Annotated in this window: 30 protein-coding genes; 11 read left to right on the top strand and 19 right to left on the bottom strand. The window is 72.2% G+C overall.

Annotation, left to right across the window (positions count from 1 at the left end; all coding sequences use genetic code 11):
- Positions 1 to 15: 15 nt before the first annotated feature.
- Complete coding sequence (locus ACFPFQ_RS35660) at positions 16 to 963, bottom strand: LysR family transcriptional regulator (RefSeq protein ID WP_379626931.1); 948 nt, start codon at positions 961 to 963, stop codon at positions 16 to 18.
- Between the two features lie 112 nt (positions 964 to 1,075).
- On the opposite strand from ACFPFQ_RS35660, the gene ACFPFQ_RS35655 reads away from it, so the two are divergent.
- From ACFPFQ_RS35655 to ACFPFQ_RS35635, 5 genes are read left to right on the top strand one after another with little or no spacing between them, the layout of a single operon-like run.
- Complete coding sequence (locus ACFPFQ_RS35655) at positions 1,076 to 1,432, top strand: hypothetical protein (RefSeq protein ID WP_379626929.1); 357 nt, start codon at positions 1,076 to 1,078, stop codon at positions 1,430 to 1,432.
- On the top strand, positions 1,429 to 2,310 hold the full coding sequence (locus ACFPFQ_RS35650; protein ID WP_379627099.1) for an AAA family ATPase: 882 nt from the start codon (positions 1,429 to 1,431) through the stop codon (positions 2,308 to 2,310). The genes ACFPFQ_RS35655 and ACFPFQ_RS35650 overlap by 4 nt, the downstream gene beginning before the upstream one ends.
- Positions 2,307 to 3,458 (top strand): vWA domain-containing protein, encoded by a 1,152-nt coding sequence (locus tag ACFPFQ_RS35645; protein WP_379626927.1) that lies wholly within the window; start codon positions 2,307 to 2,309, stop codon positions 3,456 to 3,458. The genes ACFPFQ_RS35650 and ACFPFQ_RS35645 overlap by 4 nt, the downstream gene beginning before the upstream one ends.
- A gap of 14 nt (positions 3,459 to 3,472) precedes the next feature.
- On the top strand, positions 3,473 to 3,754 hold the full coding sequence (locus ACFPFQ_RS35640; protein ID WP_379626926.1) for a hypothetical protein: 282 nt from the start codon (positions 3,473 to 3,475) through the stop codon (positions 3,752 to 3,754).
- Complete coding sequence (locus ACFPFQ_RS35635; protein WP_379626924.1) at positions 3,751 to 4,194, top strand: hypothetical protein; 444 nt, start codon at positions 3,751 to 3,753, stop codon at positions 4,192 to 4,194. The genes ACFPFQ_RS35640 and ACFPFQ_RS35635 overlap by 4 nt, the downstream gene beginning before the upstream one ends.
- Before the next feature lie 80 nt (positions 4,195 to 4,274).
- On the opposite strand, the gene ACFPFQ_RS35630 is transcribed toward ACFPFQ_RS35635, so the two are convergent.
- Genes ACFPFQ_RS35630 through ACFPFQ_RS35580 form a run of 11 tightly spaced genes read right to left on the bottom strand, consistent with a single transcriptional unit; the run spans position 4,275 to position 10,494 of the window.
- The gene (locus ACFPFQ_RS35630; RefSeq protein WP_379626922.1) at positions 4,275 to 4,625 is read right to left on the bottom strand and encodes a hypothetical protein; all 351 of its coding nucleotides are present in this window, start codon (positions 4,623 to 4,625) and stop codon (positions 4,275 to 4,277) included.
- Position 4,626: 1 nt separating this feature from the next.
- On the bottom strand, positions 4,627 to 4,923 hold the full coding sequence (locus tag ACFPFQ_RS35625; RefSeq protein ID WP_379626920.1) for a hypothetical protein: 297 nt from the start codon (positions 4,921 to 4,923) through the stop codon (positions 4,627 to 4,629).
- A gap of 1 nt (position 4,924) precedes the next feature.
- Positions 4,925 to 5,170, bottom strand: a complete 246-nt coding sequence (locus ACFPFQ_RS35620; protein WP_379627097.1) for a hypothetical protein — start codon at positions 5,168 to 5,170, stop codon at positions 4,925 to 4,927.
- Entirely contained in the window at positions 5,170 to 5,349 is a 180-nt protein-coding gene (locus ACFPFQ_RS35615; RefSeq protein ID WP_379626918.1) for a DUF1059 domain-containing protein, read from the bottom strand. The genes ACFPFQ_RS35620 and ACFPFQ_RS35615 overlap by 1 nt, the downstream gene beginning before the upstream one ends.
- Before the next feature lie 18 nt (positions 5,350 to 5,367).
- A complete protein-coding gene (locus ACFPFQ_RS35610) occupies positions 5,368 to 5,595 on the bottom strand; it encodes a hypothetical protein (RefSeq protein ID WP_379626917.1) in 228 nt (75 codons plus the stop codon).
- 11 nt (positions 5,596 to 5,606) lie between these two features.
- The gene (locus ACFPFQ_RS35605) at positions 5,607 to 5,867 is read right to left on the bottom strand and encodes a hypothetical protein (RefSeq protein WP_379626915.1); all 261 of its coding nucleotides are present in this window, start codon (positions 5,865 to 5,867) and stop codon (positions 5,607 to 5,609) included.
- Between the two features lie 4 nt (positions 5,868 to 5,871).
- The gene (locus ACFPFQ_RS35600; protein WP_379626913.1) at positions 5,872 to 6,453 is read right to left on the bottom strand and encodes an SRPBCC family protein; all 582 of its coding nucleotides are present in this window, start codon (positions 6,451 to 6,453) and stop codon (positions 5,872 to 5,874) included.
- Between the two features lie 9 nt (positions 6,454 to 6,462).
- The gene (locus ACFPFQ_RS35595; protein WP_379626912.1) at positions 6,463 to 8,844 is read right to left on the bottom strand and encodes an aerobic carbon-monoxide dehydrogenase large subunit; all 2,382 of its coding nucleotides are present in this window, start codon (positions 8,842 to 8,844) and stop codon (positions 6,463 to 6,465) included.
- Complete coding sequence (locus tag ACFPFQ_RS35590) at positions 8,841 to 9,362, bottom strand: (2Fe-2S)-binding protein (protein WP_379626910.1); 522 nt, start codon at positions 9,360 to 9,362, stop codon at positions 8,841 to 8,843. Before ACFPFQ_RS35590 ends, ACFPFQ_RS35595 begins: the two co-directional genes overlap by 4 nt.
- Positions 9,359 to 10,243 (bottom strand): FAD binding domain-containing protein, encoded by an 885-nt coding sequence (locus ACFPFQ_RS35585; protein ID WP_379626909.1) that lies wholly within the window; start codon positions 10,241 to 10,243, stop codon positions 9,359 to 9,361. The genes ACFPFQ_RS35590 and ACFPFQ_RS35585 overlap by 4 nt, the downstream gene beginning before the upstream one ends.
- The gene (locus tag ACFPFQ_RS35580; protein WP_379626908.1) at positions 10,243 to 10,494 is read right to left on the bottom strand and encodes a hypothetical protein; all 252 of its coding nucleotides are present in this window, start codon (positions 10,492 to 10,494) and stop codon (positions 10,243 to 10,245) included. The genes ACFPFQ_RS35585 and ACFPFQ_RS35580 overlap by 1 nt, the downstream gene beginning before the upstream one ends.
- A gap of 163 nt (positions 10,495 to 10,657) precedes the next feature.
- On the opposite strand from ACFPFQ_RS35580, the gene ACFPFQ_RS35575 reads away from it, so the two are divergent.
- The 5 genes from ACFPFQ_RS35575 (at position 10,658) to ACFPFQ_RS35555 (ending at position 16,136) form a co-directional block, all read left to right on the top strand.
- A complete protein-coding gene (locus ACFPFQ_RS35575; RefSeq protein WP_379626907.1) occupies positions 10,658 to 11,542 on the top strand; it encodes an FAD binding domain-containing protein in 885 nt (294 codons plus the stop codon).
- Position 11,543: 1 nt separating this feature from the next.
- Complete coding sequence (locus ACFPFQ_RS35570) at positions 11,544 to 12,026, top strand: (2Fe-2S)-binding protein (RefSeq protein ID WP_379626906.1); 483 nt, start codon at positions 11,544 to 11,546, stop codon at positions 12,024 to 12,026.
- Positions 12,023 to 14,422: an aerobic carbon-monoxide dehydrogenase large subunit gene (locus tag ACFPFQ_RS35565; protein WP_379626904.1), complete on the top strand. Its 2,400-nt coding sequence runs from the start codon at positions 12,023 to 12,025 to the stop codon at positions 14,420 to 14,422. Before ACFPFQ_RS35570 ends, ACFPFQ_RS35565 begins: the two co-directional genes overlap by 4 nt.
- An 8-nt stretch (positions 14,423 to 14,430) precedes the next feature.
- On the top strand, positions 14,431 to 15,345 hold the full coding sequence (locus ACFPFQ_RS35560) for an XdhC family protein (RefSeq protein WP_379626902.1): 915 nt from the start codon (positions 14,431 to 14,433) through the stop codon (positions 15,343 to 15,345).
- A gap of 77 nt (positions 15,346 to 15,422) precedes the next feature.
- Positions 15,423 to 16,136: a VOC family protein gene (locus ACFPFQ_RS35555; protein ID WP_379626900.1), complete on the top strand. Its 714-nt coding sequence runs from the start codon at positions 15,423 to 15,425 to the stop codon at positions 16,134 to 16,136.
- Positions 16,137 to 16,335: 199 nt separating this feature from the next.
- Here the strand turns inward: ACFPFQ_RS35555 and ACFPFQ_RS35550 are convergent, their stop codons facing one another.
- From ACFPFQ_RS35550 to ACFPFQ_RS35530, 5 genes are all read right to left on the bottom strand, one after another.
- Positions 16,336 to 16,950, bottom strand: coding sequence for a YceI family protein (locus tag ACFPFQ_RS35550; protein ID WP_379626898.1), 615 nt, complete (start codon positions 16,948 to 16,950; stop codon positions 16,336 to 16,338).
- 133 nt (positions 16,951 to 17,083) lie between these two features.
- Entirely contained in the window at positions 17,084 to 17,803 is a 720-nt protein-coding gene (locus ACFPFQ_RS35545; protein WP_379626896.1) for a Rieske (2Fe-2S) protein, read from the bottom strand.
- Positions 17,800 to 18,381 (bottom strand): RNA polymerase sigma factor, encoded by a 582-nt coding sequence (locus tag ACFPFQ_RS35540; RefSeq protein ID WP_379626894.1) that lies wholly within the window; start codon positions 18,379 to 18,381, stop codon positions 17,800 to 17,802. The genes ACFPFQ_RS35545 and ACFPFQ_RS35540 overlap by 4 nt, the downstream gene beginning before the upstream one ends.
- A 106-nt stretch (positions 18,382 to 18,487) precedes the next feature.
- Positions 18,488 to 19,006 (bottom strand): hypothetical protein, encoded by a 519-nt coding sequence (locus ACFPFQ_RS35535; protein ID WP_379626892.1) that lies wholly within the window; start codon positions 19,004 to 19,006, stop codon positions 18,488 to 18,490.
- A gap of 48 nt (positions 19,007 to 19,054) precedes the next feature.
- Entirely contained in the window at positions 19,055 to 19,582 is a 528-nt protein-coding gene (locus tag ACFPFQ_RS35530) for a sigma-70 family RNA polymerase sigma factor (protein WP_379626890.1), read from the bottom strand.
- A gap of 138 nt (positions 19,583 to 19,720) precedes the next feature.
- Here ACFPFQ_RS35530 and ACFPFQ_RS35525 point away from each other — a divergent pair, with 138 nt between their 5' ends.
- Positions 19,721 to 21,037 carry a vanadium-dependent haloperoxidase gene (locus ACFPFQ_RS35525; RefSeq protein WP_379626888.1) on the top strand — a complete coding sequence of 439 codons (1,317 nt, stop codon included), beginning with the start codon at positions 19,721 to 19,723 and terminating at the stop codon, positions 21,035 to 21,037.
- Between the two features lie 253 nt (positions 21,038 to 21,290).
- Here ACFPFQ_RS35525 and ACFPFQ_RS35520 read toward each other — a convergent pair whose 3' ends face one another.
- Together ACFPFQ_RS35520 and ACFPFQ_RS35515 are read right to left on the bottom strand one after the other, a co-directional pair.
- A complete protein-coding gene (locus ACFPFQ_RS35520) occupies positions 21,291 to 21,698 on the bottom strand; it encodes a LytTR family DNA-binding domain-containing protein (RefSeq protein ID WP_379626886.1) in 408 nt (135 codons plus the stop codon).
- Between the two features lie 70 nt (positions 21,699 to 21,768).
- Positions 21,769 to 23,070 (bottom strand): acyl-CoA dehydrogenase family protein, encoded by a 1,302-nt coding sequence (locus ACFPFQ_RS35515; protein ID WP_379626885.1) that lies wholly within the window; start codon positions 23,068 to 23,070, stop codon positions 21,769 to 21,771.
- Between the last annotated feature and the right edge of the window lie 67 nt (positions 23,071 to 23,137).

Genomic DNA, 23,137 nt, shown 5'->3' with positions numbered 1-23,137 from the left:
CCGATTCTCGGAGCCTCAGCTCCAGATCGTCACGTACACCGGTGGCCGGAACCGCGACGGCGGAACCCCCGCCCCCGGTGCGCGCAGCAGCTTCATGGCCTCTGGCGTGCCGAGGAAGTGGCGCAGCGACGCCGCCGCGGCCGAGCGCCGGTCGACGGGCAGGGTGGTGGCGTGCCAGCAGACGTCGAACGGTGTGCCGGGCACGTCGACGACCTGCAGCTCACGGCGCCGCAGTTGGTGCACGGCCAGGTGCGCGATGCCGGGGGCCACGCCCGCGCCCCGCACCGCCGCCTCCCACGCCGCGGTCTGGTTGGGGAACACGCTCAGCCGCGACTCCGGCACCCCGAGGGACCGCAGCATGGTGCTGACGTCGCTGCTCGGATCGGTCGCCTCCGGATCCACCAGCCAGGGCCACTGCGCGGGTGAGCCGCGCAGCCGGGCGTCCGGGGAGACGAGCACCACCAGCCGGGCGCGGAAGATCGGCTCGCTGACCAGCCCGAGGCTGCGGTCGGCGCCCAGGTAGGGCCCCACCGCGACGTCGGCGAGGCGCTGCGACACCAGCACCGCCATCTCGGCGGTGGCCGACACCCCCGCGGAGACCTCGATCGAGCCACCCGAGCGGGCCGTGAACGCGTCGGCCAGCGGGCCCGCGACGAACTCGATGATCGAGCTGGGTGCCACGAGCCGCAGCTGCTCGGCGGCCCCCTTGGCCAGCCGCACCGCCGACTCGGCCTCGGCGCCCAGCGCCACCATCTGCGCGGCGATGGTGAGCAGGCGCGTGCCGCCCGCCGTCAGCGTCATCCCGCTGCCGCTGCGGGTCAGCAGCGGGTCGTCGAGGTACTTGCGCAGCGCCGCGATCGCCTGCGAGACGGCGGGCTCGCTCACCCCGAGCGCGTTGGCGGCGGCCTTCACCGAGCCGAGCCTGGCCACCAGCACGAAGGCGCTCAGCTGGGTCAGCGTCATGGCGGGATTGTGCCCGTTCCGGGCGCTGCTCAGGGGATGTCCTAAGCGATCGGTTATCCGCCGATTGCCGCCCCCGGTGACCTGCACCAGTATGGCGGCGCGGAGGTGACGCATGGAGGACACGAGCGACGAGGCCCCCCAGGGTGAGGTGCTGTCCGTGCTGCGCGGGATCTGGACGGCCCAGCGCCAGTCGGTGGCCGACATCGGGCCGGGCACCACCAAGGTCTGCAAGAACATGAAGAACATCGGCTTCGGCGGCATCGCCGACGGCGGCGCGGACCGGGACTCGACCGCGGGCCCCGTCGACGACGACCAGCGCGTCGCGTGGCGGGCCCGGCTCGAACGCGAGGGCAAGGTCGTGCCCGGCTCCTCGACGTTGCGCGACCTCCTCCTCGGTGATCAACTCCTCGGGGATCATGTGCCTGGTCGCGACGCCGGGCAGGCACCGGATCCGGGGTCTGGACCCTGAACGAGAACGGGGCCGCCGGCGTCGCCGACCTCACCGCGACGCTGCGGCGCGGCGGGTACCTCGCCGGCCGCGGCCTGGCCACGGCCGTGTACGTCGCGCTGTCGTTGCGGCGGCCGCTGCTGCTGGAGGGCGAGCCGGGGGTCGGCAAGACCGAGATCGCGAAGGTGCTCGCGGACGTGCTGGGCCGCGACCTGATCCGCCTGCAGTGCTACGAGGGCATCGACACCAACCAGGCGCTCTACGAGTGGGACTACTCCCGGCAGCTGCTGCACATCCGCGCGCTCTCGGAGCAGAAGCTCGTCGACGAGGCCGCCGTCGAGAAGCTCTTCGGGCCGTCGTTCCTCCTCGAACGGCCGCTGTTGCAGGCCGTGCGGGCCGGCGACCGTGCGGTACTGCTGATCGACGAGATCGACCGCGCCGACGACGAGTTCGAGGCGTTCCTGCTGGAGATGCTCTCGGACTTCCAGATCACCATCCCCGAGGTCGGCACGATCATCGCGGCTTCCGCGCCGCTGGTGGTGCTCACGTCCAACCGGACGCGCGAGCTGCACGACGCGCTCAAACGGCGCTGCCTCTACCACTGGATCGACTACCCGAGCCTCGAGCGCGAGGTCGAGATCGTCATGGTGCGCCGCCCCGAGGTCAGCGCCGCGCTCGCCCGCAAGGTGGTGGCCGCCGTGCACCGCCTGCGCGAGCTGGACCTGGCGAAACCGCCCGGTGTCGCCGAGACGATCGACTGGGCGAGCACCCTGGACTTCCTGGGCGAGACCGACCTGACCGCCGACACGGCCGACGTCACGCTCGGGTCGGTGCTCAAGGACCGCGACGACATGGAGCTCGCCCGCGACAACCTCGACGAGCTCACGTCCGGGCGATGACGGCACCAGCCGGGAGACGGGGCGAGCCCGGGGGAGCGCTCGTCGAGGTGCTGGTCGGGTTCGGCCGGGCTTTGCGGGAGGCCGGGATCGCGGTCGGCCCCGGTGACGTCGAGACGTTCTGCGCGGCGCTGGTGCCGCTCGATCCCACCGACCTGCTCGACCTGTACTGGGCCGGGCGCGCCACGATGATCACCCGACACGAGGACGGGGCCGCCTACGACGAGGTGTTCGCGGCCTGGTTCCTCGGGGAGACCAACCCCGTCGAGCACCTGGTGCAGCTCGCGCTGGAGCCGGTGGAGCACGACTCCGTGCTCGAGGTGCCCGCCACCGAACCGTCGGGGGCCGAGGAGGACGAGGACGAGGCGACGATGGGACTGGTGGCCTCGGGCGCCGACACGCTGCGCCACAAGGCGTTCGGCGCGTGCACCCCCGACGAGCTGCGCGCGGTGCGCCGGATCATGGCGCAGCTGCGGCTCACCCCGCCGCGGCGCCGCACCCGTCGCACGCGCCCGGCGCGCCGGGGCCGGCTGCCCGACCTGCGCCGCACCGTGCGCGACTCGCTGCGGATGCACGGGGAGCCGGTAGCGCTGCGCCACCAACGCAAGCGCGTCAAGCCGCGGCCGCTGGTGCTGATCCTCGACGTGTCGGGCTCGATGGCCGACTACTCCCGTGCGCTGCTGCAGTTCGCCTGGTCGGCGCGGCGGGTGACGCGCCGGGTCGAGGTGTTCTGCTTCGGCACCCGGCTGACCCGCATCACCGTCGCGCTGCAGAAGCGCAGCCCCGACCAGGCGCTGGCCGAGGCCGCGGCCCTGGTCGTCGACTGGGAGGGCGGCACCCGGATCGGTGCCTCGCTCGCGGAGTTCGTGCGCCGCTGGGGCCGGCGCGGGATCGGGCGCGGGGCCGTGGTCGTGATCTGCTCCGACGGCCTGGACCGCGGCGACCCCGACGTGCTCGCCGCCGCCATGGAGCGGCTGGGCCGCCTGTGCCACCGGGTGGTCTGGATGAACCCGCACAAGGGTGACAACCGCGGCTACCGGCCCTCGACGATCGGCATGATGGTGGCCGAGCCGCACATCGACCTGCTCCTGTCGGGGCACGACCTGAGCAGCCTCGGGGAGCTCGCCGAGCTGCTCCCGACGCTCGGATAGGCGAGGATCGCAGCATGGCCCGGTGGAGCGTCAGCGTGGAGTCGGAGGGCGACCGCGTCCTGGGGGTCGACGAGGTCGTCGGGCTGGCCGACGCCGTGGCCCCGATGGGCGGCATCGCCTCGGGCATCGGGAGCACGCGCTACGGCGCGCAGCTGATCGTCGAGGCGGGCGACCGCGACGCCGCGCTCGAACAGGGCCGCACCGCTTTCCGCGCGGCGGCGCGCGCCGCAGGGCTCCCCGATGGCCCGGTGGTGCGTCTCGACGCCGTCGGCGAGGACGAGGACGGGGACGCATGATCCGGCTGGGCTCCCTGAGCGGCTACGCCTTCTCCGGCCCCCGCGTGCTCGGCAGCTGGACGCCGCCGGCCCGGCCGGGCGTCTACGCGATCCTCTACAAGCCGGAACCGGAGCGGAAGCCCGAGACCTACGCGGTGATCCACGTCGGGCACGCCGACGACCTCGCCGCCGAGGGGTTCCCGTTCCGCCACCGCCGCGCCCCGTGCTGGACGAAGCGGGCGGGCTCGAAGTGGAAGGTGCACATCGCGGTGCTGGAGGTGCCCGGTGGCAACCGGCCCCACCGCGAGCTCATCACCAACGAGCTGGTGGCCGTCTACCGGCCGTTCTGCAACGACCAGCAGTACGACAACACCTGGCGCGACGAGTGGATCGGGGAGTACACCGACGCCCCCACCACCGCGCCGCTCCCGCCGAACCAGGGCACCCCACGCGGGGTCTGAAAGCCGACGCTCGCACACACCGCAGCCCCACGGCACACACCGCAGAAGGTGTGTGCCGCAGTGCTGCGGTGTGTGCCGGGTCAGTGCCGGGCGGGGGAGTAGCCCACCGTCTCGTGGATCCGCGAGCGTCGCCGCCCCGACGCCGGTACGGCCACCTTCGGCCGCTCCGGCGTCGGGCTCGCCTTCGCGATGATCTGCTCGGCGTAGCCGTACAGCAGCGGCAGCGCGCCGGCGACCCGACCGCCCGTGCCGTTGATGTGGTCGAGGCCGGGGCCGATGGCCCTGGCGTCGTCGACGATCTTGCGCACCAGCCCGTCACCCGCCTCCAGCGTGCCCGCGATCCTCGCCAGCAGCGAGCCGGTCCAGTAGAGGAAGAACGCCAGCCCGGCGATCAGCACCACGATCTCGACGACCGTCAGCACGACCAACATGTCACGCCTTCCCTGCTGGTGTCGGGATGCTGTCGAGGACCCGCCCGAGGAACAGGTGGTGCTGCAGGCCCTCGGCGAGCACGAGGTCGAGCCCGCCGCCGGTGGTGGTGATGAGCGTCGTGTCCGCGGTGTTCTCCGTGATCGACACGAGGTTGGCCGCGACGGGCCCGACGTTGCGGTCGATCCGCTTGACGAACGCGATGAGCAGCGACAGCAGCACCACCACCGCGACGATGACGACGGCGCCGAGCACGAGTATCACCGTCCAGTAGGTCATCTCCCCGTCCGAGAGCGGCATGTCAACCTCCCAACCGGGCACGGCCACGCTGCAGCCCGCCGATGATCGTGACGGCATGGTCGATGGTCTCGTTGAGCCCGGAAAGGCCCGCCGTGTTGGTGCGCGACTCCCCGAGCGCGTCCCCGATCTGCTGCGCCTGCGTGCCGATCTTGCGCGCCAGCACCAGTATCGGCGTCACCAGCGCGACGACCACGACCACGACGACGAGCCCGATGATCAGGCCGAGCGTCCATCCGAAGGGCACCATCACCCACCGTCCTTCTCGCGTGCGGTCGAGACGAGGTAGCTCATCAGCGTCTCGTTGGACTCGATCCCGTGCACGGCCCTCAGGTGCGCCGCGATCTGGCGCTGCAGGTCGGCGTCGTCGGTGGCGGTGACGGCGGCGTGGCACGGGCTCCCCGCCGTCCGGCAGTCAAACTCCTTCACGGCTGAACTCCTTCGTCATCAGACCGTCTCCGTCCAGGCCCGCACGGGCGCCAGGTGCGCGTTCACCGACGGGACCACGACGGGCACGGAGCGCGTCTGGTGCGCGATGGCGCGCACCCCGACGAGCACCGAGCCCAGCGTGAAGTGGATGTGGCGCAGGTGCAGGATCACGCGCAGCAGGCCGACGGCCGTGACGGCGATGATCAGGACGGCGATCACGATCGTGACCCAGGCAACGGCAGGCATGTCGCCTCCTCCTACTTCGTCGGGAGCAGCGCCGCGACGCTGCCCGCGTACCGGGTGGCGCCGACGGCGATCTGCTCGACCACGGCGTCGGTCTGCGCCAGCCTCGCCGGCAGGTCGTTGAGCTCGACGGTGAGCTCCACGCCGTGGGTGAGGATGTCGTCGGCCGCGGCGCGGATGCGCTCGAGCGCGGCGAGCACCCGGTTGAGCAGGGCGATCACCACCGGGAGCACCACGAACAGCAGCACGGCGTTGCCGATCCACCAGAGCACCATCGGATCACCTGTTCCGGTCGTAGGGCAGGAAGAAGCGGGCGAACACTCGGCGCAGCGCCATCACGGCGGCGCGCACGCCGATCGCGAACCCGCTCGCCGGCGCCGCCGCCCGCACGGCCGTCGCGGTGCCGCCGCCCGCGGAGTTGTCGATGTTGTACTGGACGCACTCGGCGAAGCTGGTCATCAGCACGCTCGTGACGTCGGCGATCATGCCGCGACCGAACTGCGCGGCCGCCCCCGAGATCGTCAGGTCCTGGTCGACCACGACCTTCGTACCGCGACCGACCGGCGCCAGCGTCGCGGTGATCGTCATGGCCGCCTCACCGCGACCCCTGGCCTCCGACCCGGCCGCGTGCAGCACCATCCGGTGCGCGGTCTCGTCGGCGGAGAGGATCGCGGCCGTGCCGGTGAAGTTGAGCTTCACCGGTCCGAGCGCGGCGACGACCCGGCCCTCGTAGGTGCCGTTCCCGTCGTCGCCCACCAGCGACGCGCCCGGCAGGCACGGCGCCAGGTTGGGGACGTCGAGGAAGTAGGCCCACACCCGGTCGACGGGCGCGGCCACCTCGAACTCGTTCTGCAGGATCACGGTGGACTCCTAGTCGTTCCGGATCGGGGGCATCCCGGACACGTCGTGGCCGTCCTGGATCGCCTCCCAGACCCGGTCGGGCAGCAGCGGCATGTCGATGTTGCGCACGCCGGTGTCGGACAGCGCGTCCAGCACGGCGTTGACGAACGCGGCCGGACCGCCCACCGCGGCGCACTCGCCGACGCCCTTGGCGCCGATCGGGTGGTGCGGGCACGGCGTGACGACCTCGTGCAGCTCGAACCCCGGCGTTTCCCACGCGGTCGGCAGCAGGTAGTCCATGTAGTTCGACCCGACGATGTTGCCGTCGGCGTCGTAGGTCTGGAACTGCATGTTCGCCATCGCGTAGGCCTCGGTGAGCCCGCCCATGATCTGACCCTCGACGATCATCGGGTTGATCCGCACCCCGCAGTCGTCGACGGCCACGACGCGCAGCACGTCCCAGACGCCGGTCTCCGGGTCGACCTCGACCGTCGAGATGTAGCAGGCGAACGGCCAGGTCAGGTTCGGCGGATCGTAGTAGGCGTTGTTCTCCAGGCCGGGCTCCATGCCGTCGGGCATGTTGGAGTACGCCGCCATCGCGCACTCCTGGATCGTGGCGCCGCGCTCGGGTGCACCGCGCACGTAGAAGCGCCCGAGCTCCCACTCGACGTCCTCTTCGGACACCTCCAGCAGGTGCGCCGCGATCCGGCGCGCCTTGGCCCGGATCTTCCGCGACACCATGGCGATCGCCGCGCCCGCCACCGGCGTGCTGCGGGAGGCGTAGGTGCCCATCCCGAACGGTGCCGTGTCGGTGTCGCCCTCCTCGACGATCACGTCGGAGGCCGGGATGCCGAGCTCATGGGCGACGATCTGCCCCCACGTCGTCTCGTGGCCCTGGCCCTGGCTCTTCGCCCCGACCCGCAGGATCGCCTTGCCGGTCATGTGCACCCGCAGCTCGGCGGAGTCGAACATCTTGATGCCGAGGATGTCGTACTCGCGGCTGTTGCCCGCCCCGAGCGGCTCGGTCATCGTCGAGATGCCGATGCCGAGGCGGCGCCCGCGGGCGCGCGCTGCCGCTTGCTCCTTGCGGAAGTCGTCGTAGCCGATGGCCTCGAGCCCGACCTGCAGGCACTTGCCGTACTGGCCGGAGTCGACGAGGAAGCCGAACGGGGTGCGGGCCGGGAACGCGTCGTCGGGCAGCAGGTTCCTCCGCCGGAACTCGGCCTGGTCGATCCCCAGGTCGTCGGCCGCGGCCTGCATCATCCGTTCCTGGAAGAACATCGCCTCCGTCACGCGGAACGAGCAGCGGTAGGCGACGCCGCCGGGTGCCTTGTTCGTGTAGTGGCCCTGCGCGGTGATGTGGCCGGTGCCGATGTCGTAGCAGGCGAACGCGGAGTGCATCAGCCCGATCTTGAACTTGCTGGGCTGGGCGTCGGAGAAGAACGCGCCCTGGTCGGTGTCGGCGTGCATCCGCACGGCGAGGATCTTGCCGTCGGAGCGCAGCGCCATCTGGGCGTCGAGGTACATGTCGCGGCCGAACCCGGTGGAGATCAGGTTGCCGGTCTTGTCCTCGATCCACTTCACCGGTTTGCCCAGCAGGATCGACGCGAGCGTCGCGGCGACGTAGCCGGGGTAGACCGGCACCTTGTTGCCGAACCCGCCCCCGATGTCCGGCGACACGATGCGGATCATGTGCTCCGGCAGCTCGGTGACCAGCGCGAACGCCGCCCGGATGATGTGCGGGGCCTGCGTGGTCATGTAGACCGTGAGCTTCTGCGTGGCCGAGTTGTAGTCGGCCACCGCGCCACAGCACTCGATCGGCGAGGGGTGGCTGCGCGGGTAGTGCAGCTGCATCGAGGAGACGACGTCGGCCTCGGCGAATGCCCGCTCGGTGGCGGCGGCGTCGCCGACCTCCCACCGGTAGCAGGTGTTGTCGGTCTGCCCCTCCTTGTCGTCGCGGATGATCGGGGCGTCGGCCGCCTTGCTCTGCAGCGGGTTGACGATCGGTGGCAACGGCTCGTACTCGACGACGATCGCGTCGCAGCCGTCCTTGGCGATGTAGGGGTCGTCGGCGACGACGACGCACACCTCCTGGCCCTGGAACCGGACCTTGTCGGTGGCCAGCACCGCCTGGGTGTCGTAGGACAACGTCGGCATCCAGGCGAGGTTGCGCTGCGCCATCATCTCGCCGGTGAGCACCATGCGGACGCCCGGGATCTCCCAGGCCTTGCTGGTGTCGATGCTGGTGATGCGGGCGTGCGCGAGCGGGCTGCGCAGGATCTCCATGTGCAGCATGCCGGGCAGCTTGATGTCGTCGACGTAGTTGCCGCGGCCGCGGACGAACCGGCTGTCCTCGACGCGACGGCGGCTCGCGCCCATCCCGCCGATCTTGACCTCGTCCAGCGCCGTCATGCCGACGCCCCCTTCTCCTTCGCAGCAGCCCACAGCACGGCCTTCACGATGTTCTGGTAGCCGGTGCAGCGGCAGAGGTTGCCCGACAGCGCCCAGCGCACGTCCTCCTCGGACGGGTCCGGGTTGCGGTCGAGCAGTGCGCGGGAGGTCAGCATCATCCCGGGCGTGCAGAACCCGCACTGCAGGGCGTGCTCGACCGAGAAGCCCTCCTGGACGGCGTCGAGCTCGCTCGGGGTGCCCAGCCCCTCGACGGTGGTGACCTCGTGCCCGTCGGCCTGGACGGCCAGCATCGTGCAGGACTTCACGGGTGTGCCGTCCACCAGCACGGTGCACGCACCGCAGTTGGTGGTGTCGCAGCCCAGGTGGGTACCGGTCAACGCCAGGCCCTCGCGCAGCAGGTGCGCCAGCAGCATGCGGGGCTCGATGTCGACGACGCGGCGCTGCCCGTTGACCGTCAGGCTGATGCGGCGCTCGTCGGTGCCGGGTTCCCGGACGACGCTCGATTCGCCGTAGCTCATGCCGCAACTCCCTCGCTGTCGACCTCATCGGGAACCCGGCCCAGCCCGCGCCGGACGAACGTGGCCACCACGTGCTTCTTGTAGGCGGCGCTGCCGCGGTGGTCGCTCTTGGGGCGGGCGACGTCGGCCGCGAGCTGCGCGGCCTCCTCGATCGTCGCCGCCGACAGCGGCCTGCCGACCAGCGCCGCCTCGGCGGCCGCGGCATGGATCGTGCTGGGGCCCACCCCGGTCAGCGCGATGCCGGCCCGCACGACGGAGCCCGCCACCGTGTCGAGCGCGACCGCGACGCCCGCGGTGGCGAAGTCGCCCACCCGCCGCTCCAGCTTGAGGTACGTGCCGGTCGCAACGCCCTGCGGTGGCGGGATCACCGCCTCGATCGCGATCTCCCCGGGCAGCAGCGTGTTCTGGAACGGCCCGACCGCGAAGTCGGCCGCCGGGATCGTGCGCCTGCCGCCGGGCCCGAGCGCGACCACCGAGCCGCCCAGCGCCAGCAGCACCGACGCCCAGTCGCCCTGTGGGTCGGCGTGGCACAGCGACCCGACGAGCGTGCCGCGGTTGCGCACGATCGGGTCGGCGATCAGGGGAGCGGCCGCGGCCATCAGCGGGTGCTTCGCGGCGAGCAGCGCCGAACGCTCCAGGTCGACGTGGCGGCACAGGGCCCCGACGCGCAGTGTGCCGTCGGCGTCCTCGCGGTGGTGACCGAGCCCGGGGACGTTGTTGATGTCGACGAGCAGCTCAGGGGCGGCGAAGCGGAGCTTCATCAGCGGCACGAGGCTCTGACCGCCCGCGAGCACCTTGGCGTCGTCGCCGTACTGCACCAGCAGGGCGAGCGCCTCGTCGAGCGAGCGCGGTGCCTCGTAGCGGAACCGGGACGGGTACATCAGGCCTCCGGCTGGTTCTCGGGTCGGGCGGGCTCGGCGATGGCCACCGGGAGGGTGTCCTCCTCGGGGTCGGGGCGCGGTTCCTGGTGCGGCGGCCACGGACCGGCGACGGGCTGGCCCGCGATCTTCAGGTACTCCGTGAGCTGCGGCCAGGCCCAGATCGTCGGGCTCCTGCCGGTCTTCGGAGCGTTCTCGATCAGCTCGAACATGCGCGGGTTGCCCCGGCTGTGCCCGCTGGACTCGATCGCCACGTCGATCACCACCGCTCTCACTGGCGTCGGTTGGGAGTGACGCACACCACAGGCGCGTCGCGTGGCGGCCATGCTGCACCCGGTCGCACGATCTCCTCTACACGGCATAAGCGATCGGTTAAGAGGTCTTGTCCGCCCGTGTGACGCGGACCACCATGGCCGGATGCAGGTCCCTGCCCAGTTCGAGTACCAGCGTGCGCGCAGCGTCGAGCACGCCATCGCGCTGCTGGCCCGGCACGGTCCGGAGACCCGGGTCGTCGCCGGTGGGCACAGCCTGATCCCGATGATGAAGCTGCGGCTGGCCCAGCCGGAGATGCTGATCGACATCAACGACCTGACGGGGCTGGCCGGCATCGACGTCGCGGACGGGCAGCTGCGACTCGGCGCCATGGTGCGCCACGCCGAGCTGCTCGACTCCGCGCAGGCCGGTGCACTGGTCCCGATGCTGCACGACGCCGAGCGCGTGATCGCCGACCCGGTGGTGCGCAACCGCGGCACGATCGGCGGGTCGGTGTGTCAGGCCGACCCGTCGGAGGACCTGTCCGGCGCGTTCAGCGCGCTGCGGGCCACCGCCGTCATCCAGGGCGCCGACGGCACCCGGGAGGTCGCGATGCGGGAGTTCTTCACCGGGCCCTACGAGACGGTGGTCGCGCCCGCCGAGCTGCTGGTGCAGCTGCGGATCCCGCTGTGGAGCACGGGTAGTGCCTACGTGAAGGTCGACCGCCGTTCCGGGGACTGGGCCGTCGCCGCCGCGGCGGCCGCGGTCGCGCTGGGCGTCGACGGCCGCGTGACCGAGGTCGGGATCGGGCTCACCGCCGTCGGCGCCGACGGGTTCGTGGCCGCCGAGGCCGAGGACTTCCTGCGTGGCAGGCAGGCCAACGCCGAGAACTTCGCGGCGGCGGGCGCCATCGCCGCGCAGCACTGCCGGCCGTCGGCGGATCAACGGGGGCCCGCCGACTACAAGCGCCACCTCGCGGGCGAGCTCACCGCGCGGGCGCTGGCCGGCGCCGCCACCCGCGCGCTGTCGGTGGGCGTGGGGGTGGGCTGACGTGGAGGTCACCGTCGTCGTCAACGGCCAGGAGCACCGGCGCGAGATCGAGCCGCGGCTGCTGCTCGTGCACCTGCTGCGTGATGAGCTGGGGCTCACCGGCACCCACTGGGGCTGCGACACGTCCAACTGCGGTGCGTGCGTGGTCTGGATGGACGAGGTCCCGGTCAAGTCGTGCACGGTGCTCGCGGCGATGGCCGACGGGCGCCGGGTGCGCACCGTCGAGGGGCTGGCCGGCCGGGGCGGGCTCGACCAGCTGCAGACCTCGTTCATGCTCTGCCACGGCCTCCAGTGCGGGTTCTGCACGCCCGCGATGCTGATGACGGCCCGCTGGCTGCTCGACCGCAACCCGGATCCGTCCGACACCGAGGTCCGCGGGGCGATCTCCGGGCTGACGTGTCGGTGCACCGGCTACGAGAACATCGTGCGGTCGATCCGCCACGCGGCCCAGCAGGAGTCGCTGCGCCAGGAGCTGCCGGGATGACGGCCGTCGCGGACCCGCCGTCGGATCACCCGACGCCGATGGGGCACGGGCGGATGCTCCGCAAGGAGGACGCCCGGTTCCTGCGCGGGCAGGGCCGTTTCGTCGACGACATCCAGCTGCCCGGCATGCTGCACGGCGCGGTGCTGCGCAGCCCGTACGCGCACGCCCGGATCGTCTCGGTGGACACGAGCGCCGCCGAGTCGCACCCGTTGGTCCACGCGGTGATCACCGGCGCGATGCTCGCCGAGCGCGGCCTGGCCTGGATGCCGACGCTGTCGCACGACGTGGCGGCGGTGCTGGCCACCGACAAGGTGCGCTACCAGGGCCAGGAGGTGGCGTTCGTCGTCGCCGGTAACCGCTACGCCGCCCGCGACGCGCTGAGCCTCATCGACGTCGAGTACGAGCCGTTGCCGCCCGTCATCGACGCGCACCGGGCGCTGGACGCCGACGCCCCGCTGGTGCGCGACGAGCTGGCCGACCGCACCGACAACAAGGTGTTCGAGTGGGACTCCGGCGACCAGGACGCCACCGATGCGGTGTTCGCGACCGCCGAGCACGTGAGCGCGTGCGACCTGCTCTACCCGCGCGTGCACCCGGCGCCGCTGGAGACGTGCGGGATCGTCGCGAGCGTCGACCGGGTCAGCGGCAAGCTCACCGTCTACGCCACCACGCAGGCCCCGCACGCACACCGCGTCCTGTACTCCACGATCGCGGGGATCCCGGAGCACAAGATCCAGATCGTGGCCCCGGACATCGGTGGCGGGTTCGGCAACAAGGTCGGGATGTACCCCGGCTACCTGTGTGCCGTGGTGGGCTCGATGATCACCGGCGCACCGGTGAAGTGGACCGAGGACCGGTCCGAGAACCTGATGACCACCTCGTTCGCCCGCGACTACCACATGCGCGGGGAGATCGCGTCGACGAAGGACGGGCGGGTACTCGGCCTGCGCGTGCGGGTGCTCGCCGATCACGGCGCGTTCAACGGCACCGCGCAGCCCTCGAAGTTCCCAGCCGGGTTCTTCCACATCTTCACCGGCTCCTACGACATCCCGGCCGCGCACTGCCGCGTTGTCGGCGTCTACACCAACAAGGCGCCCGGCGGCGTCGCGTACGCGTGCTCGTTCCGGGTCACCGAGGCCTCCTACCTGGTGGAACGGCTCGTGGAGGTGCTGGCGCGCGACCTCGGGCTGGATCCGGCCGCGGTGCGGATGCGCAACCTGCTGCGGCCCGAGCAGTTCCCGTACCGCTGCGCCACCGGGTGGGTCTACGACTCCGGTGACTACCCCCGGACGTTGAGCCTCGCCCTGGAGATGGCCGGCTACGACGAGCTGCGCCGCGAGCAGGCGCAGCGGCGGCGCGAGTACGAGAGCACCGGGCGCGGGACGCTGATGGGGGTCGGCATCAGCTTCTTCACCGAGGCGGTCGGGGCCGGCCCGCGCGGCATGATGGACATACTCGGGTTCGGCATGGCCGACGGCGCCGAGCTGCAGATCCACCCCACCGGCACGGCCGTGCTGCGCGTGTCGTGCATGTCGCAGGGTCAGGGCCACGAGACCACGTTCGCGCAGATCGTCGCGGAGGAGCTCGGGATCTCACCCGACGACGTCGAGCTGGTGCAGGGCGACACCGACCGCACCCCGTTCGGGCTGGGCACCTACGGCTCGCGCTCCACCCCGGTCTCCGGCGCGGCCACCGCGATGGCGGCGCGCAAGGTGCGCGAGCGCGCCCGCATCGTCGCGGCGGCGATGCTCGAGGTCGCGCCCACCGACCTGGAGTGGACGAAGGGCCGGTTCGACGTGCGTGGCGTGCCGGGCGTCGGCGTCACGTTCGCCGAGATCGCCATGGCGGCCCACTCGGACCTGGAACTGCCCGACGGCATCGAGGGCCACCTGGACGCGTCCTGCGTCTACAACCCGCCCAACCTCACGTTCCCCTGCGGTGCCTACATCTGCGTCGTCGAGGTGGATCCGGGCACCGGGCAGGTGAAGGTGCGCCGGTTCATCGCCGTCGACGACTGCGGTGTGCGGATCAACCCCATGATCGTCGAGGGGCAGATCCACGGCGGGCTCGCCGACGGGATCGGCATGGCTCTGATGGAGCTGATCGCGTTCGACGCCGACGGCAACCACCTCGGCGCCTCGTTCATGGACTACCTGCTGCCCACGGCGGTGGAGTGCCCGTCGTGGGAGCTGGGCGAGACGGTGACGCCCTCGCCGCACCACCCCATCGGGGCCAAGGGGGTGGGGGAGTCGGCCACCGTCGGCTCCCCGGCGGCCGTCGTCAACGCCGTGCTGGACGCGATCGACGTGCGGCACGCCGACATGCCGCTGACCCCGGCACAGGTGTGGCGGGCGATCCAGGGCCGCCCGCTGCGCACGGACCTGGCGATCGGGTAGGAGGCGCCATGACGAGAGTGGACATGCTGGAGCGGGTGACCGTGCTGCGCACCCAGCGCACCCCGTTCGTGCTGGCCACCGTGGTGCGAGCGGAGCGCCCGACGAGCGCGAAGCCCGGCGACTGCGCGCTGGTGCTGGCCGACGGCACGATCGACGGGTTCGTCGGCGGCGCCTGCGCGGAGACCTCGGTGCGGCTGGAGAGCCTGCGGCTGCTGCGGTCGGGGGAGTCGGGGCTGCTGCGGATCACCCCGCGCGCTGACGACCCGGACGAGCCGGTGCAGGAGGGCGTGCGCACCGTCGGCAACCCGTGCCTGTCGGGCGGCACGCTGGAGATCTTCCTCGAGGCCATGATCCCGCCCGTGCTGGTCACGGTGTACGGCGAGGCGCCGGTGGCGCGGGCGCTCGTGCGCGTGGGCAGCTCGCTGGACTGGGACGTGCGTGCGGGCGTCGACCCGGCCGCGTCGATCAGCCCCGACACCTCGGCGGTGGTCGTCGCCTCGCACGGGCGCGACGAGGCCGCGGTGCTGCGGGCGGCGCTGGACGCCGGGGTCGCCTACATCGCGCTGGTCGCCAGCCGTCGTCGCGCGGCGGGCGTTCTCGACGAGCTCGCCGCCGCCGGCGTGCAGGAGTCGCAGCGCCTGCGGATCCACGCGCCCGCCGGGCTCGACATCGGGGCGCGCACCGCGGCGGAGATCGCGCTGTCAGTGATCGCCGACATCGTCGCCAACCGGCCGCGGGTGGTGCTGCCGGCCGGTGACGCCGCGGTCGCGACGGCGCCGGAGACCGCGCGCGACCCCGTGTGCGGCATGACCGTCGCGGTGAGCCCCGCGAGCATCTCCGCGCTGCACGCCGGCGCCCCCGTCCACTTCTGCGGGACCGGGTGCCGGCAGGCGTTCCTCGACGACCCGGCCCGGTTCGGGTAGCGAGACGATCAGGCCCCGGCTCGCCGCTGTCGGACCCGGCGAGCAGGATGGGCGGGCCGACGACAAGGGGTTCGCACATGATCGCCGAACTGAAGACGGTGGCGTTCGACGCCTCGGACATCAACGCGGAGGCCGAGTTCTACACCGCGCTGGCGGGCTGGACCCGGAGCTGGTCCGGCGACGACTGGATCACGATGCGCACGCCGGACGGCTGGCGCATCGCCTTCCAGCGGGCGCCGGATCACGTGGCGCCGCGGTGGCCGGATCCGGCGGCGCCGCAGCAGGCCCACCTCGACCTGCGGGTGCCCGACATCGACGCGGCCGCCGAGCGGGCGGTGGCGCTCGGCGCCACGCTGCTGCGCCGCAACGAGCGCTGGCACACCCTCGCCGACCCGGCGGGGCACCCCTTCGACCTCTGCATCAAGGAGGACGACCCGAACACCACCGTGATGGGTGTGATGCTCGACTGCCCGGACGCGAAGGCGCTCAGCACCTTCTACGCCGAGCTGCTGGGCAAGCCGGTCACCTACGACGCCCCGGGCGTCGCGATGATCGGTGAGGACGGCGCGATGCCGGTGCTGTTCCAGCAGGTCGAGGACTACCGCGCGCCCCGCTGGCCCGATCCGGCGGCACCCCAGCAGGTCCACCTGGATCTGCTCGTGGCCCGCGACGACCTCGAGTCGGCGGAGCGGGCGGCGCTCGCGATCGGCGCCACGAGGCTGCCCGGTGATGGCCCCGACTGGCGCGTGTACGCCGACCCCGCCGGCAAGCCGTTCTGCATCACTTGGTAGGGCACGACGTCGCACACCCACCCCGGTCCTCGCACACGGTGCAACCCGTGCGAGGACGGGTGACGGTGTGCGAAGAGCCGTGGGGCGCGACGCGGGTGAGGGGCACGCTCGACGGCCAGCACACGGCGACGTAGAGCAGCGTGCTGACGGTGAACGCCCGGCGACGGCGCCCAGCGGCGCCGCGGCCGATCGTCGGTGATCACGCGGTGCGGTCGGGAACGAGCCCGGTCGGTCCGCTGCGGACCACCAGGACGTCGATGTAGAGATCGAGCAGGTCACCCAGCAGCTGGCGGCCACGGTGGACGTCGCGGTCGCAGCACAGACCGACGGCGAAGCGGTCGACCTCCGCGGTCGCGGCGAACCGCGCGCACCACCGGCCGGAGTCCGGGTCCTGCACCATCCCGGTCGGTTCGACGTCCAGCACGACCGTGCTGACGGCGCCGCGGAGCGTGAGGTCGCCCAGCATCCGCCAGCCCCCGTCCGCGGAACGGACCGCGGTGCTGCGGAACCCGAGCCGGGGACGGTGGCCGGGGTCGAGGCAGGCCGGTGACCGCAGCCAGGCCTCGACCGGCCACTCCGGCGCGCTCGCCGGTGCGGTGCTCACCGGGGCCAGCTCGATCCGGGCGGTGACTGCGGGGTGCCCCGGAGCGACGAGGATCTCACCGCTGACGCCGGTCAGCGCGGCGCGGGCGCGCAGCACCCCCAGGTACCGACCGGTGATGCCGAGCGCGGAGTGGCGTGGATCGATCACCCACCGGCCGGTGCCGAGGAAGGCTGTCGGGGATTCCTGGAGGGTGCTGCCGGGCGCGGTCATGTCGCTCCACTTCGCCGGCGGGGTCGATCCGCCGGGCCATCTCGAACGGGACGGGTACGCGGCGATTCGCGGTGCGAGCCACCCGTAGGAGATAGGCAGGCGGGTTACACCACGGCCACTGACCAGCGCCGCGTTACGCCGTGGGTGGCGGCGTGAAGACCTCGATCATCTCGCCGTTCTCCCGGACCTCGATCTGCGGCAGCGGCCGCGGCGGGACCGGCAGGGCGTAGGTGATGAGCTCGCCGGTCACCGCGAAGGCCGTGTTGTGGCAGGGGCACTGTAGGCGCCGCGCCGCGACGTCCAGCGCAAGGCGGCAGCCCTGGTGGGTGCAGGTGCCCGACACGGCGAAGAGCCTGCCGTTGTCGCGGCGCACGAACCCGGCCACGCCGCCCACCTCGAACGGGTGCACCGCCCCGTCGGGAACCGCCGCCCTGGCCGCGACGGGGGTCCAGGTGCCGGTGGTCGGCACCAACGTGGCGTCCGGCGTGGACGGACCGTCGGCCACCGCCGCGACACCCGCCACCGCTCCGAGCACCGCGCGGTCCGCCACGACGCCGATCGTGGCCGCGGCCGCCGCCACGGACCCGACCTGGATGACGCGCCGCCGCGTGCCCAGCAGGGGCCGGAGGTCCCCGTTGCCCGCGGTCTGCTCACCGTCGTCGAGCTCCTCGGCGAGGCGGCGCTGCAGCGCGGTGACGAACTCCTCGCTCGGCGCGCCGCTGCCGGTGCGCGCGGCCCGCAGCGTGATCGCGGTGCGCAACTGGGCGGCGTCGTCCTCGTCGGCGCGGAACGGCCGGGGCTTGCGGCCCCGCAGCAGGTCCTCGACGAACCGCCGGACATCGCGCGCGCTCACGCCGGTCCCTCCTCACCGAGCTCGGCGGCCCGGCGCAACGCCCGATGTTGCAGGACCTTGGCATTGGCCACGCTGACCCCCAGCGCGGCGGCGGCGTCCTTGACCGAGTACGAGTTGAGGAAGCGCAGCGTCAGGATGCGCCGGTAGCGCTCGGGCAGCCCGGAGAGCACGGCCTCGGCCCGCTGCGGGGCGTCCGAGACGGTGACCTCGGGGCGTTGCGGGTCGGCGTAGTCCTCATCGATGGTGGTGATCTCCCGCCCCATCGTCGCCCGCCAGTGCCCGGCCAGCACCGTACGGGCCGTGGTCAGCAGGTAGGCGCGCACCTCACCGACACTGGCCGAGACCCGCAACGGGCGCAGCGCGGCCAGGAAGACCTCCGCGGTCAGGTCCTCGGCGTCGACCCGGTTGCCCACCTTCGAGAACATCAACCGGTAGATGCGGTCGACGTTGTCCTCGTAGACCGCCTGCCAGTCGGCGTAGCCGTCACCGGACACCACCCGCAGCTCCCCGGCACGAGCCCCACCCGCATCGCTGCGGTCGCCCGCCCGACGCCGGGCCCAGCCACCACCCTGCGCCATCCTGTACCGCTCCTCGGTCCGCCCCCCTCGGGGCACCCACGCGTGCCGACCCGTGCGGGTCGCCGACGACTGCTGGTAGGAGATAGCGCAGGAGGTTACAGGGGGCTCAGTACGCGGACGACGCGCTCTTGTCGATCTTGTTGCCGGCGGCGTCGACGACGAACCAGCTGCCGCCGAAGTTCGTGATGCCCTCGCCCGCCGTGGTGCCGGGGCCCTTGTCCTTGATGAAGTAGTACAGCGGATGCCCGGCGTAGGTCAGCTGCGTCGAGCCGTCGGTGCGCCGGCTCGTGCCCAGCAGCCCGGCCTGCACGCCCGGGCCGGCCACCGGTGCGCCGGTGGTGCTCACCGGTGGCCACGCCGACACGCACGCCGCGGCGCAGGTGGACTGCGGCCCGGTGTCGGCGTCGAACAGGTACACCGTGCGGCCCTGCCCGTCGGTCAGGATCATGCCGAGGCTGCTCTGCGCGGTCGCGACGGAGGCGGCGGTCGGGACCGCGGTCGGGCCTGCCGTCGGGGCGGTCGGGGTCGAGCCGGCGGTGGGGGTGGTCCCGGTGCCGCAGGCGGTGGCCAGCGCGGCCACGAGCGCGCAGCCACCGAGCAGGAGGTTCCTTCGCATGGTGATCATGGGTACGTCCTTCGGTGAGGGTCCGACGGGTGGGATGCCGGTAGGGGGTCAGGAGCTGGTGGTGAGCTGGCGGCGCAACGCGCGCACGGCGTAGTGCAGCCGCGACCGGACCGTTCCCGACGGCACGCCGAGGTCCGCGGCGACGAGCTCGATGGGCACGTCGCGGTAGTAGACCTCGATCAGTACGTCGCGATGCGCGTCCGAGAGCCGCTCCAGCGCACCGGCGAGCCGCCGTCGGTCGACGAACAGGTCGAAGCCGCCGTCGACGGCGCGATCGAGGACGGGGTCCTCGCCGAGGGAGATCGGCCGCACCCGGTCGGCCCGGTGGGCGTCGATGAGCAGGCGGCGCAGCACCAGCATCAGCCAGGGCCGCACCGGGCGCGGATCGGAGCCCAGCCGCGCCCGGTTGCGCCATGCGCGCAGGAACGTCTCCTGCACCGCGTCCTCGGCGGCGGGCCTGCTCGTGAAGCGTTCGGCGTACGCGAGCAGGGCACGGGCGTGCTGGTCGTACATCGCCTGCAGCGGTTCGCCGCCGGGCGGGGCAGCCGCCCGCGGGCGGCAGAGGGTGGAGGTCACGTCCAGGGATACGCGGGGTGGTTACAGCGCAGACGGCCGGGGCAACGGTTTCTGAACACCGCCGGTCGGCCGCGCGTGTTGGTAGCTGCGCCGTGGGGGTCCCCGGCGCACCATCCCTCACGATCGGCAGGTAGACCCATGCGCAGGAGAACCGCGGTGCTCGTCACGGTGGCCGCGGCCGTTGCGGCCGCAGGCATCTCGATCCCGTTCCTGGACACGTCCACCAGCGCGGCCGCACCGGCCCCCTCCAGCGTCGGGCCGGCGGACGTACCGGGGTCGGGGCGGTCGGTCATCGACTGGAACCGGACGCTGATCTCGATACTGGCGACCCCGGGCAACCAGCCGGCGACGGTGCATCCCACCCGCAGCTTCGCGATGCTGCAGGCCGCGGAGTACAACGCCGTGGTCTCGGTCACCCACAGCGGTCGGCCCTACCGCACGGCCGTACCCGCCGCGGCCGACGCCCGCCCGGACGTGGCCGCCGACCAGGCCGCCCATGACGTCCTCGCCGGGCTGTACCCGTCGATGCGGCCCACGCTCGACGGCCAGCTCGCCACCGAGCTCGCCGCGCTGCCTGCCGGCCCACCCACCGACGACGGGATCGCGGCCGGGGCCGCGGCCGCGCAGGTGATGCTGACCCAGCGGGCCTCCGACGGCGCCACCGCGGCGCCGCCCGCGTTCGTGGCGGGCAACGCTCCCGGCGACTACCGGCCCACCCCGCCCGCGGGCGCGCCCCCGATGTTCACCGGCTGGGGAGCGGTGACCCCGTTCCTGCTCACCGACGCCGGCCAGTTCCGGCCCGCGCCCCCGACCCCGGTGAGCACTCCGGCGTACGTCGCCACGCTGACCGAGGTGAAGGACCTGGGCCGCGACACCAGCACCACCCGGACCGCTGACCAGACGGCCGCGGGCCGGTTCTGGAGCTCGGCCCCGATCTGGACCACCTGGAACCAGGTCGCGCAGCAGCTCGCCACGGTGCAGCAGGCGAGCCTGACGCAGGCGACCGCGGCGTTCGCGAACCTGGACCTGGCACTGGCCGACACCACGATCGCGCTCTACGACGCCAAGTACCAGAACGCGGTGTGGCGCCCGATCACCGCGATCCGGGCCGGGCTCCCCGCCGCGCCGCTTGCCGCGGACCCGGCCTGGAACCCGTTGACACCGACCGCGGCGGACCCCTCCTACCCCGGTGCCCACAGCGCGCTCAGCGCTGCCGCCGCCCCGGTGCTGACGGCCGCCTTCGGACCCGGCCAGCACGTCACGGTCTCCTCCGCGGCGGAGCCCGGGGTCACCCGCAGCTTCCCGTCGATCGACGCCGTTGCCGACGAGGCCGGCCTCAGCCGGATCTGGGCCGGGCAGCACACCCGCCTCGACCACGAGGCCGGGCAGCAGCTGGGTCGCCAGGTCGGCGGGTTGGTGCTCGACGCCCTCCCGGTTCCGGCCACCGCGCGCTGAGGCGGTGGTTCGGACTTCGCACACCGCTCCCGGTCCTCGCACGGCCGCCGAGCGCGCACTGGCTCATGATCCAACCCGAACCTGTGGGCGTTGATCACCCGTCCGGCGCGCAACGGGGCCGGCGCGGGGGCGTCGGGTGCGCTTCCCGATAGGTTCCGCTGGTAGGCCGCCTTCGGGTGGGGGATTCTCCCGCCAGTCCGCCATGACCGTCGGTCGCGATGAACGAGTGGGCCGTGGCGTACCGTCCCCGGCTTCAGATTCCCAGCGTGCGGCGCACGATCTGGGTGCAGCGCCGGGATACCGGAATGCACTCCGCATGTCCGGCGTCGGTGTTCAGGGTGATCACGCCGTTGCCCTGGCGGTGCACCCGCCGGATGCGGCCCGGATTGACGAGAAAGCTCCGGTGAACCCGGACGAAGCCGAAAACGGACAGTTCGGCCTCGAGCTTGTCGATTCCCCTGGTCGCTGCGCGGAATCGCCCGCAGTCGGCAATCAGCCACACCACATGGCGGTTGGCTTCGGCGAACCGGATCTCCGTGGGATCGAGCAGCAGGGTGCTGTCGCTGGTGAGAGCCGCGATCCGGTGCCGCGGATCGGCAGGTCGCCCGATCCGGTCCCGCGGATCGGCAAATTGCGGAAAGGGGGCGACGTTGCCTGGCATGCAGTGCTCCTTTGCATTGCTACCGCTTTGCATTTGCTACCGCGCCGATCGTTGCGACGGTGGTGGGTCATCAGTGCTTCGGTTGCAGGCCGTAGCCCTCCATCGACTTCTTGAACGCGAACGGCTCGCAGTCGGCGAAGGTGTCCACCGAGAACGCGTCGTCGGCCATCACGCCCCAGGTCTTGCGGCGTTGCATGCCGAGGTTTCCGGAGTCGTACAGGGGGTACACGACCGATTCTCGGTAGTACTTCTCGATGCCGAACCGCTTGTCGATGGCATTGACGCCGACGATGCGCATGCAGTCGTCCACCACGCTCTGCATCAGTTCGGTGCTGAACACCTTGTTCATGCCGCCGAAGGCGTGGCCCTCACTCGCGTGCAGATCCATGTAGTGGGCGGTCTTCCAGCTCAGGTACCGCGCGGCCTCGATCTTCGCCGCGACCTCGGCCAACAGGTTGCCCACGGCCTGGTGGTTGATGATGGGTGTGGATCCGCCGCCGGTGTAGGTCTTCGCCCATTTCAGCGCGAAGTCGTAGGCGCCGCGGGCGGTGCCGACGGCGGCGATGGCGGCGATCGGTCCGGACCAGGTGAAGTTGCGGTTGATGACGAGGTCGCCATCGCCGTCGGCGAAGAGGTTGGCGGCGGGCACGCGCACGTTGTGGAAGGTCATGGTGACGTTCTGGCAGGTGCGGTGCCCGATCTTGTCGATGACCTGGTAGTCGATCCCCGGCGTGCCACGCTCGATCACGATGGCGCTCAGGCCCGCGGTGCCGCCCTTCGTGCGGTCGGTCCGCACGATGCAGACGTTGAGGTCGGCGCCCTGGAGGTCCCAGCCTCCCGAGTTGCACGGCCAGTGCTTCTCGCCGTTGAGCACGTACTCGTCGTTGCGCCGGTCGTGGTCGGCGTAGAGCTGGATGCCCGCGGTGGGATCGGGGTGGTCGAAGTTGGCGGTGCCGCCGCGTTCGCTGACGACCCAGCCGGCCAGGAAGTCCGGGTTGTCGAGGCGCGTGGCCCGGCCGATCCACTTCTCGCACTGCTCCTCGGTGCCGAACCAGGTCAGCGGCATCAGGGCCAAGCCGTTGACCAGCAGGATGGTGGGGAACCCCGCGTCCACCGCGGCGAGCTCCTCGGTGATGATCATCATGTCGACGCTCGTGGCACCCGCACCGCCGTAGCGCTTCGGCAGGAAGTCGGTGGCGAGCCCCATCGAGTACGCCTGCCGGAAGGCCGGCCGCATCGCGAGGAACGCCTGCTGGGGGTCGGGGAGGGAGTCGGCGTACTCGGCGGCCGGTCGCACGACCTCGCGGGCGAACTCGCGGACGCGCCCCTTCAGCTGCTTCTGCCTCGTCGTGAGCTCGAAGTCGATCGACATCGCTTCCCGTCCTCCCTGAGCAGCTGATGCGGATCGCCGTGCGGGACACGACGGCCGGATGGCGAGT

This window comes from Pseudonocardia sp. GCM10023141 (assembly GCF_042653605.1).
The sequence above is the reverse complement of the archived record's forward strand: the minus strand, read 5'-3'. Positions and strand labels throughout refer to the sequence as shown.

Bases quoted from the DNA above. Each gene is read 5' to 3' on its own strand.
- ACFPFQ_RS35565 (WP_379626904.1), top strand. From the start codon at position 12,023: ATGACGGCCGTCGCGGACCCGCCGTCGGATCACCCGACGCCGATGGGG.
- ACFPFQ_RS35640 (WP_379626926.1), top strand. From the start codon at position 3,473: ATGGCCCGGTGGAGCGTCAGCGTGGAGTCGGAGGGCGACCGCGTCCTG.
- ACFPFQ_RS35620 (WP_379627097.1), bottom strand. From the start codon at position 5,170: ATGGTGCCCTTCGGATGGACGCTCGGCCTGATCATCGGGCTCGTCGTC.
- ACFPFQ_RS35625 (WP_379626920.1), bottom strand. From the start codon at position 4,923: ATGCCGCTCTCGGACGGGGAGATGACCTACTGGACGGTGATACTCGTG.
- ACFPFQ_RS35555 (WP_379626900.1), top strand. From the start codon at position 15,423: ATGATCGCCGAACTGAAGACGGTGGCGTTCGACGCCTCGGACATCAAC.
- ACFPFQ_RS35585 (WP_379626909.1), bottom strand. From the start codon at position 10,243: ATGTACCCGTCCCGGTTCCGCTACGAGGCACCGCGCTCGCTCGACGAG.
- ACFPFQ_RS35525 (WP_379626888.1), top strand. From the start codon at position 19,721: ATGCGCAGGAGAACCGCGGTGCTCGTCACGGTGGCCGCGGCCGTTGCG.
- ACFPFQ_RS35535 (WP_379626892.1), bottom strand. From the start codon at position 19,006: ATGATCACCATGCGAAGGAACCTCCTGCTCGGTGGCTGCGCGCTCGTG.
- ACFPFQ_RS35655 (WP_379626929.1), top strand. From the start codon at position 1,076: ATGGAGGACACGAGCGACGAGGCCCCCCAGGGTGAGGTGCTGTCCGTG.
- ACFPFQ_RS35595 (WP_379626912.1), bottom strand. From the start codon at position 8,844: ATGACGGCGCTGGACGAGGTCAAGATCGGCGGGATGGGCGCGAGCCGC.
- ACFPFQ_RS35520 (WP_379626886.1), bottom strand. From the start codon at position 21,698: ATGCCAGGCAACGTCGCCCCCTTTCCGCAATTTGCCGATCCGCGGGAC.
- ACFPFQ_RS35610 (WP_379626917.1), bottom strand. From the start codon at position 5,595: ATGCCTGCCGTTGCCTGGGTCACGATCGTGATCGCCGTCCTGATCATC.
- ACFPFQ_RS35590 (WP_379626910.1), bottom strand. From the start codon at position 9,362: ATGAGCTACGGCGAATCGAGCGTCGTCCGGGAACCCGGCACCGACGAG.
- ACFPFQ_RS35550 (WP_379626898.1), bottom strand. From the start codon at position 16,950: ATGACCGCGCCCGGCAGCACCCTCCAGGAATCCCCGACAGCCTTCCTC.
- ACFPFQ_RS35540 (WP_379626894.1), bottom strand. From the start codon at position 18,381: ATGGCGCAGGGTGGTGGCTGGGCCCGGCGTCGGGCGGGCGACCGCAGC.
- ACFPFQ_RS35515 (WP_379626885.1), bottom strand. From the start codon at position 23,070: ATGTCGATCGACTTCGAGCTCACGACGAGGCAGAAGCAGCTGAAGGGG.
- ACFPFQ_RS35630 (WP_379626922.1), bottom strand. From the start codon at position 4,625: ATGTTGGTCGTGCTGACGGTCGTCGAGATCGTGGTGCTGATCGCCGGG.
- ACFPFQ_RS35560 (WP_379626902.1), top strand. From the start codon at position 14,431: ATGACGAGAGTGGACATGCTGGAGCGGGTGACCGTGCTGCGCACCCAG.
- ACFPFQ_RS35660 (WP_379626931.1), bottom strand. From the start codon at position 963: ATGACGCTGACCCAGCTGAGCGCCTTCGTGCTGGTGGCCAGGCTCGGC.
- ACFPFQ_RS35575 (WP_379626907.1), top strand. From the start codon at position 10,658: ATGCAGGTCCCTGCCCAGTTCGAGTACCAGCGTGCGCGCAGCGTCGAG.
- ACFPFQ_RS35635 (WP_379626924.1), top strand. From the start codon at position 3,751: ATGATCCGGCTGGGCTCCCTGAGCGGCTACGCCTTCTCCGGCCCCCGC.
- ACFPFQ_RS35645 (WP_379626927.1), top strand. From the start codon at position 2,307: ATGACGGCACCAGCCGGGAGACGGGGCGAGCCCGGGGGAGCGCTCGTC.
- ACFPFQ_RS35605 (WP_379626915.1), bottom strand. From the start codon at position 5,867: ATGGTGCTCTGGTGGATCGGCAACGCCGTGCTGCTGTTCGTGGTGCTC.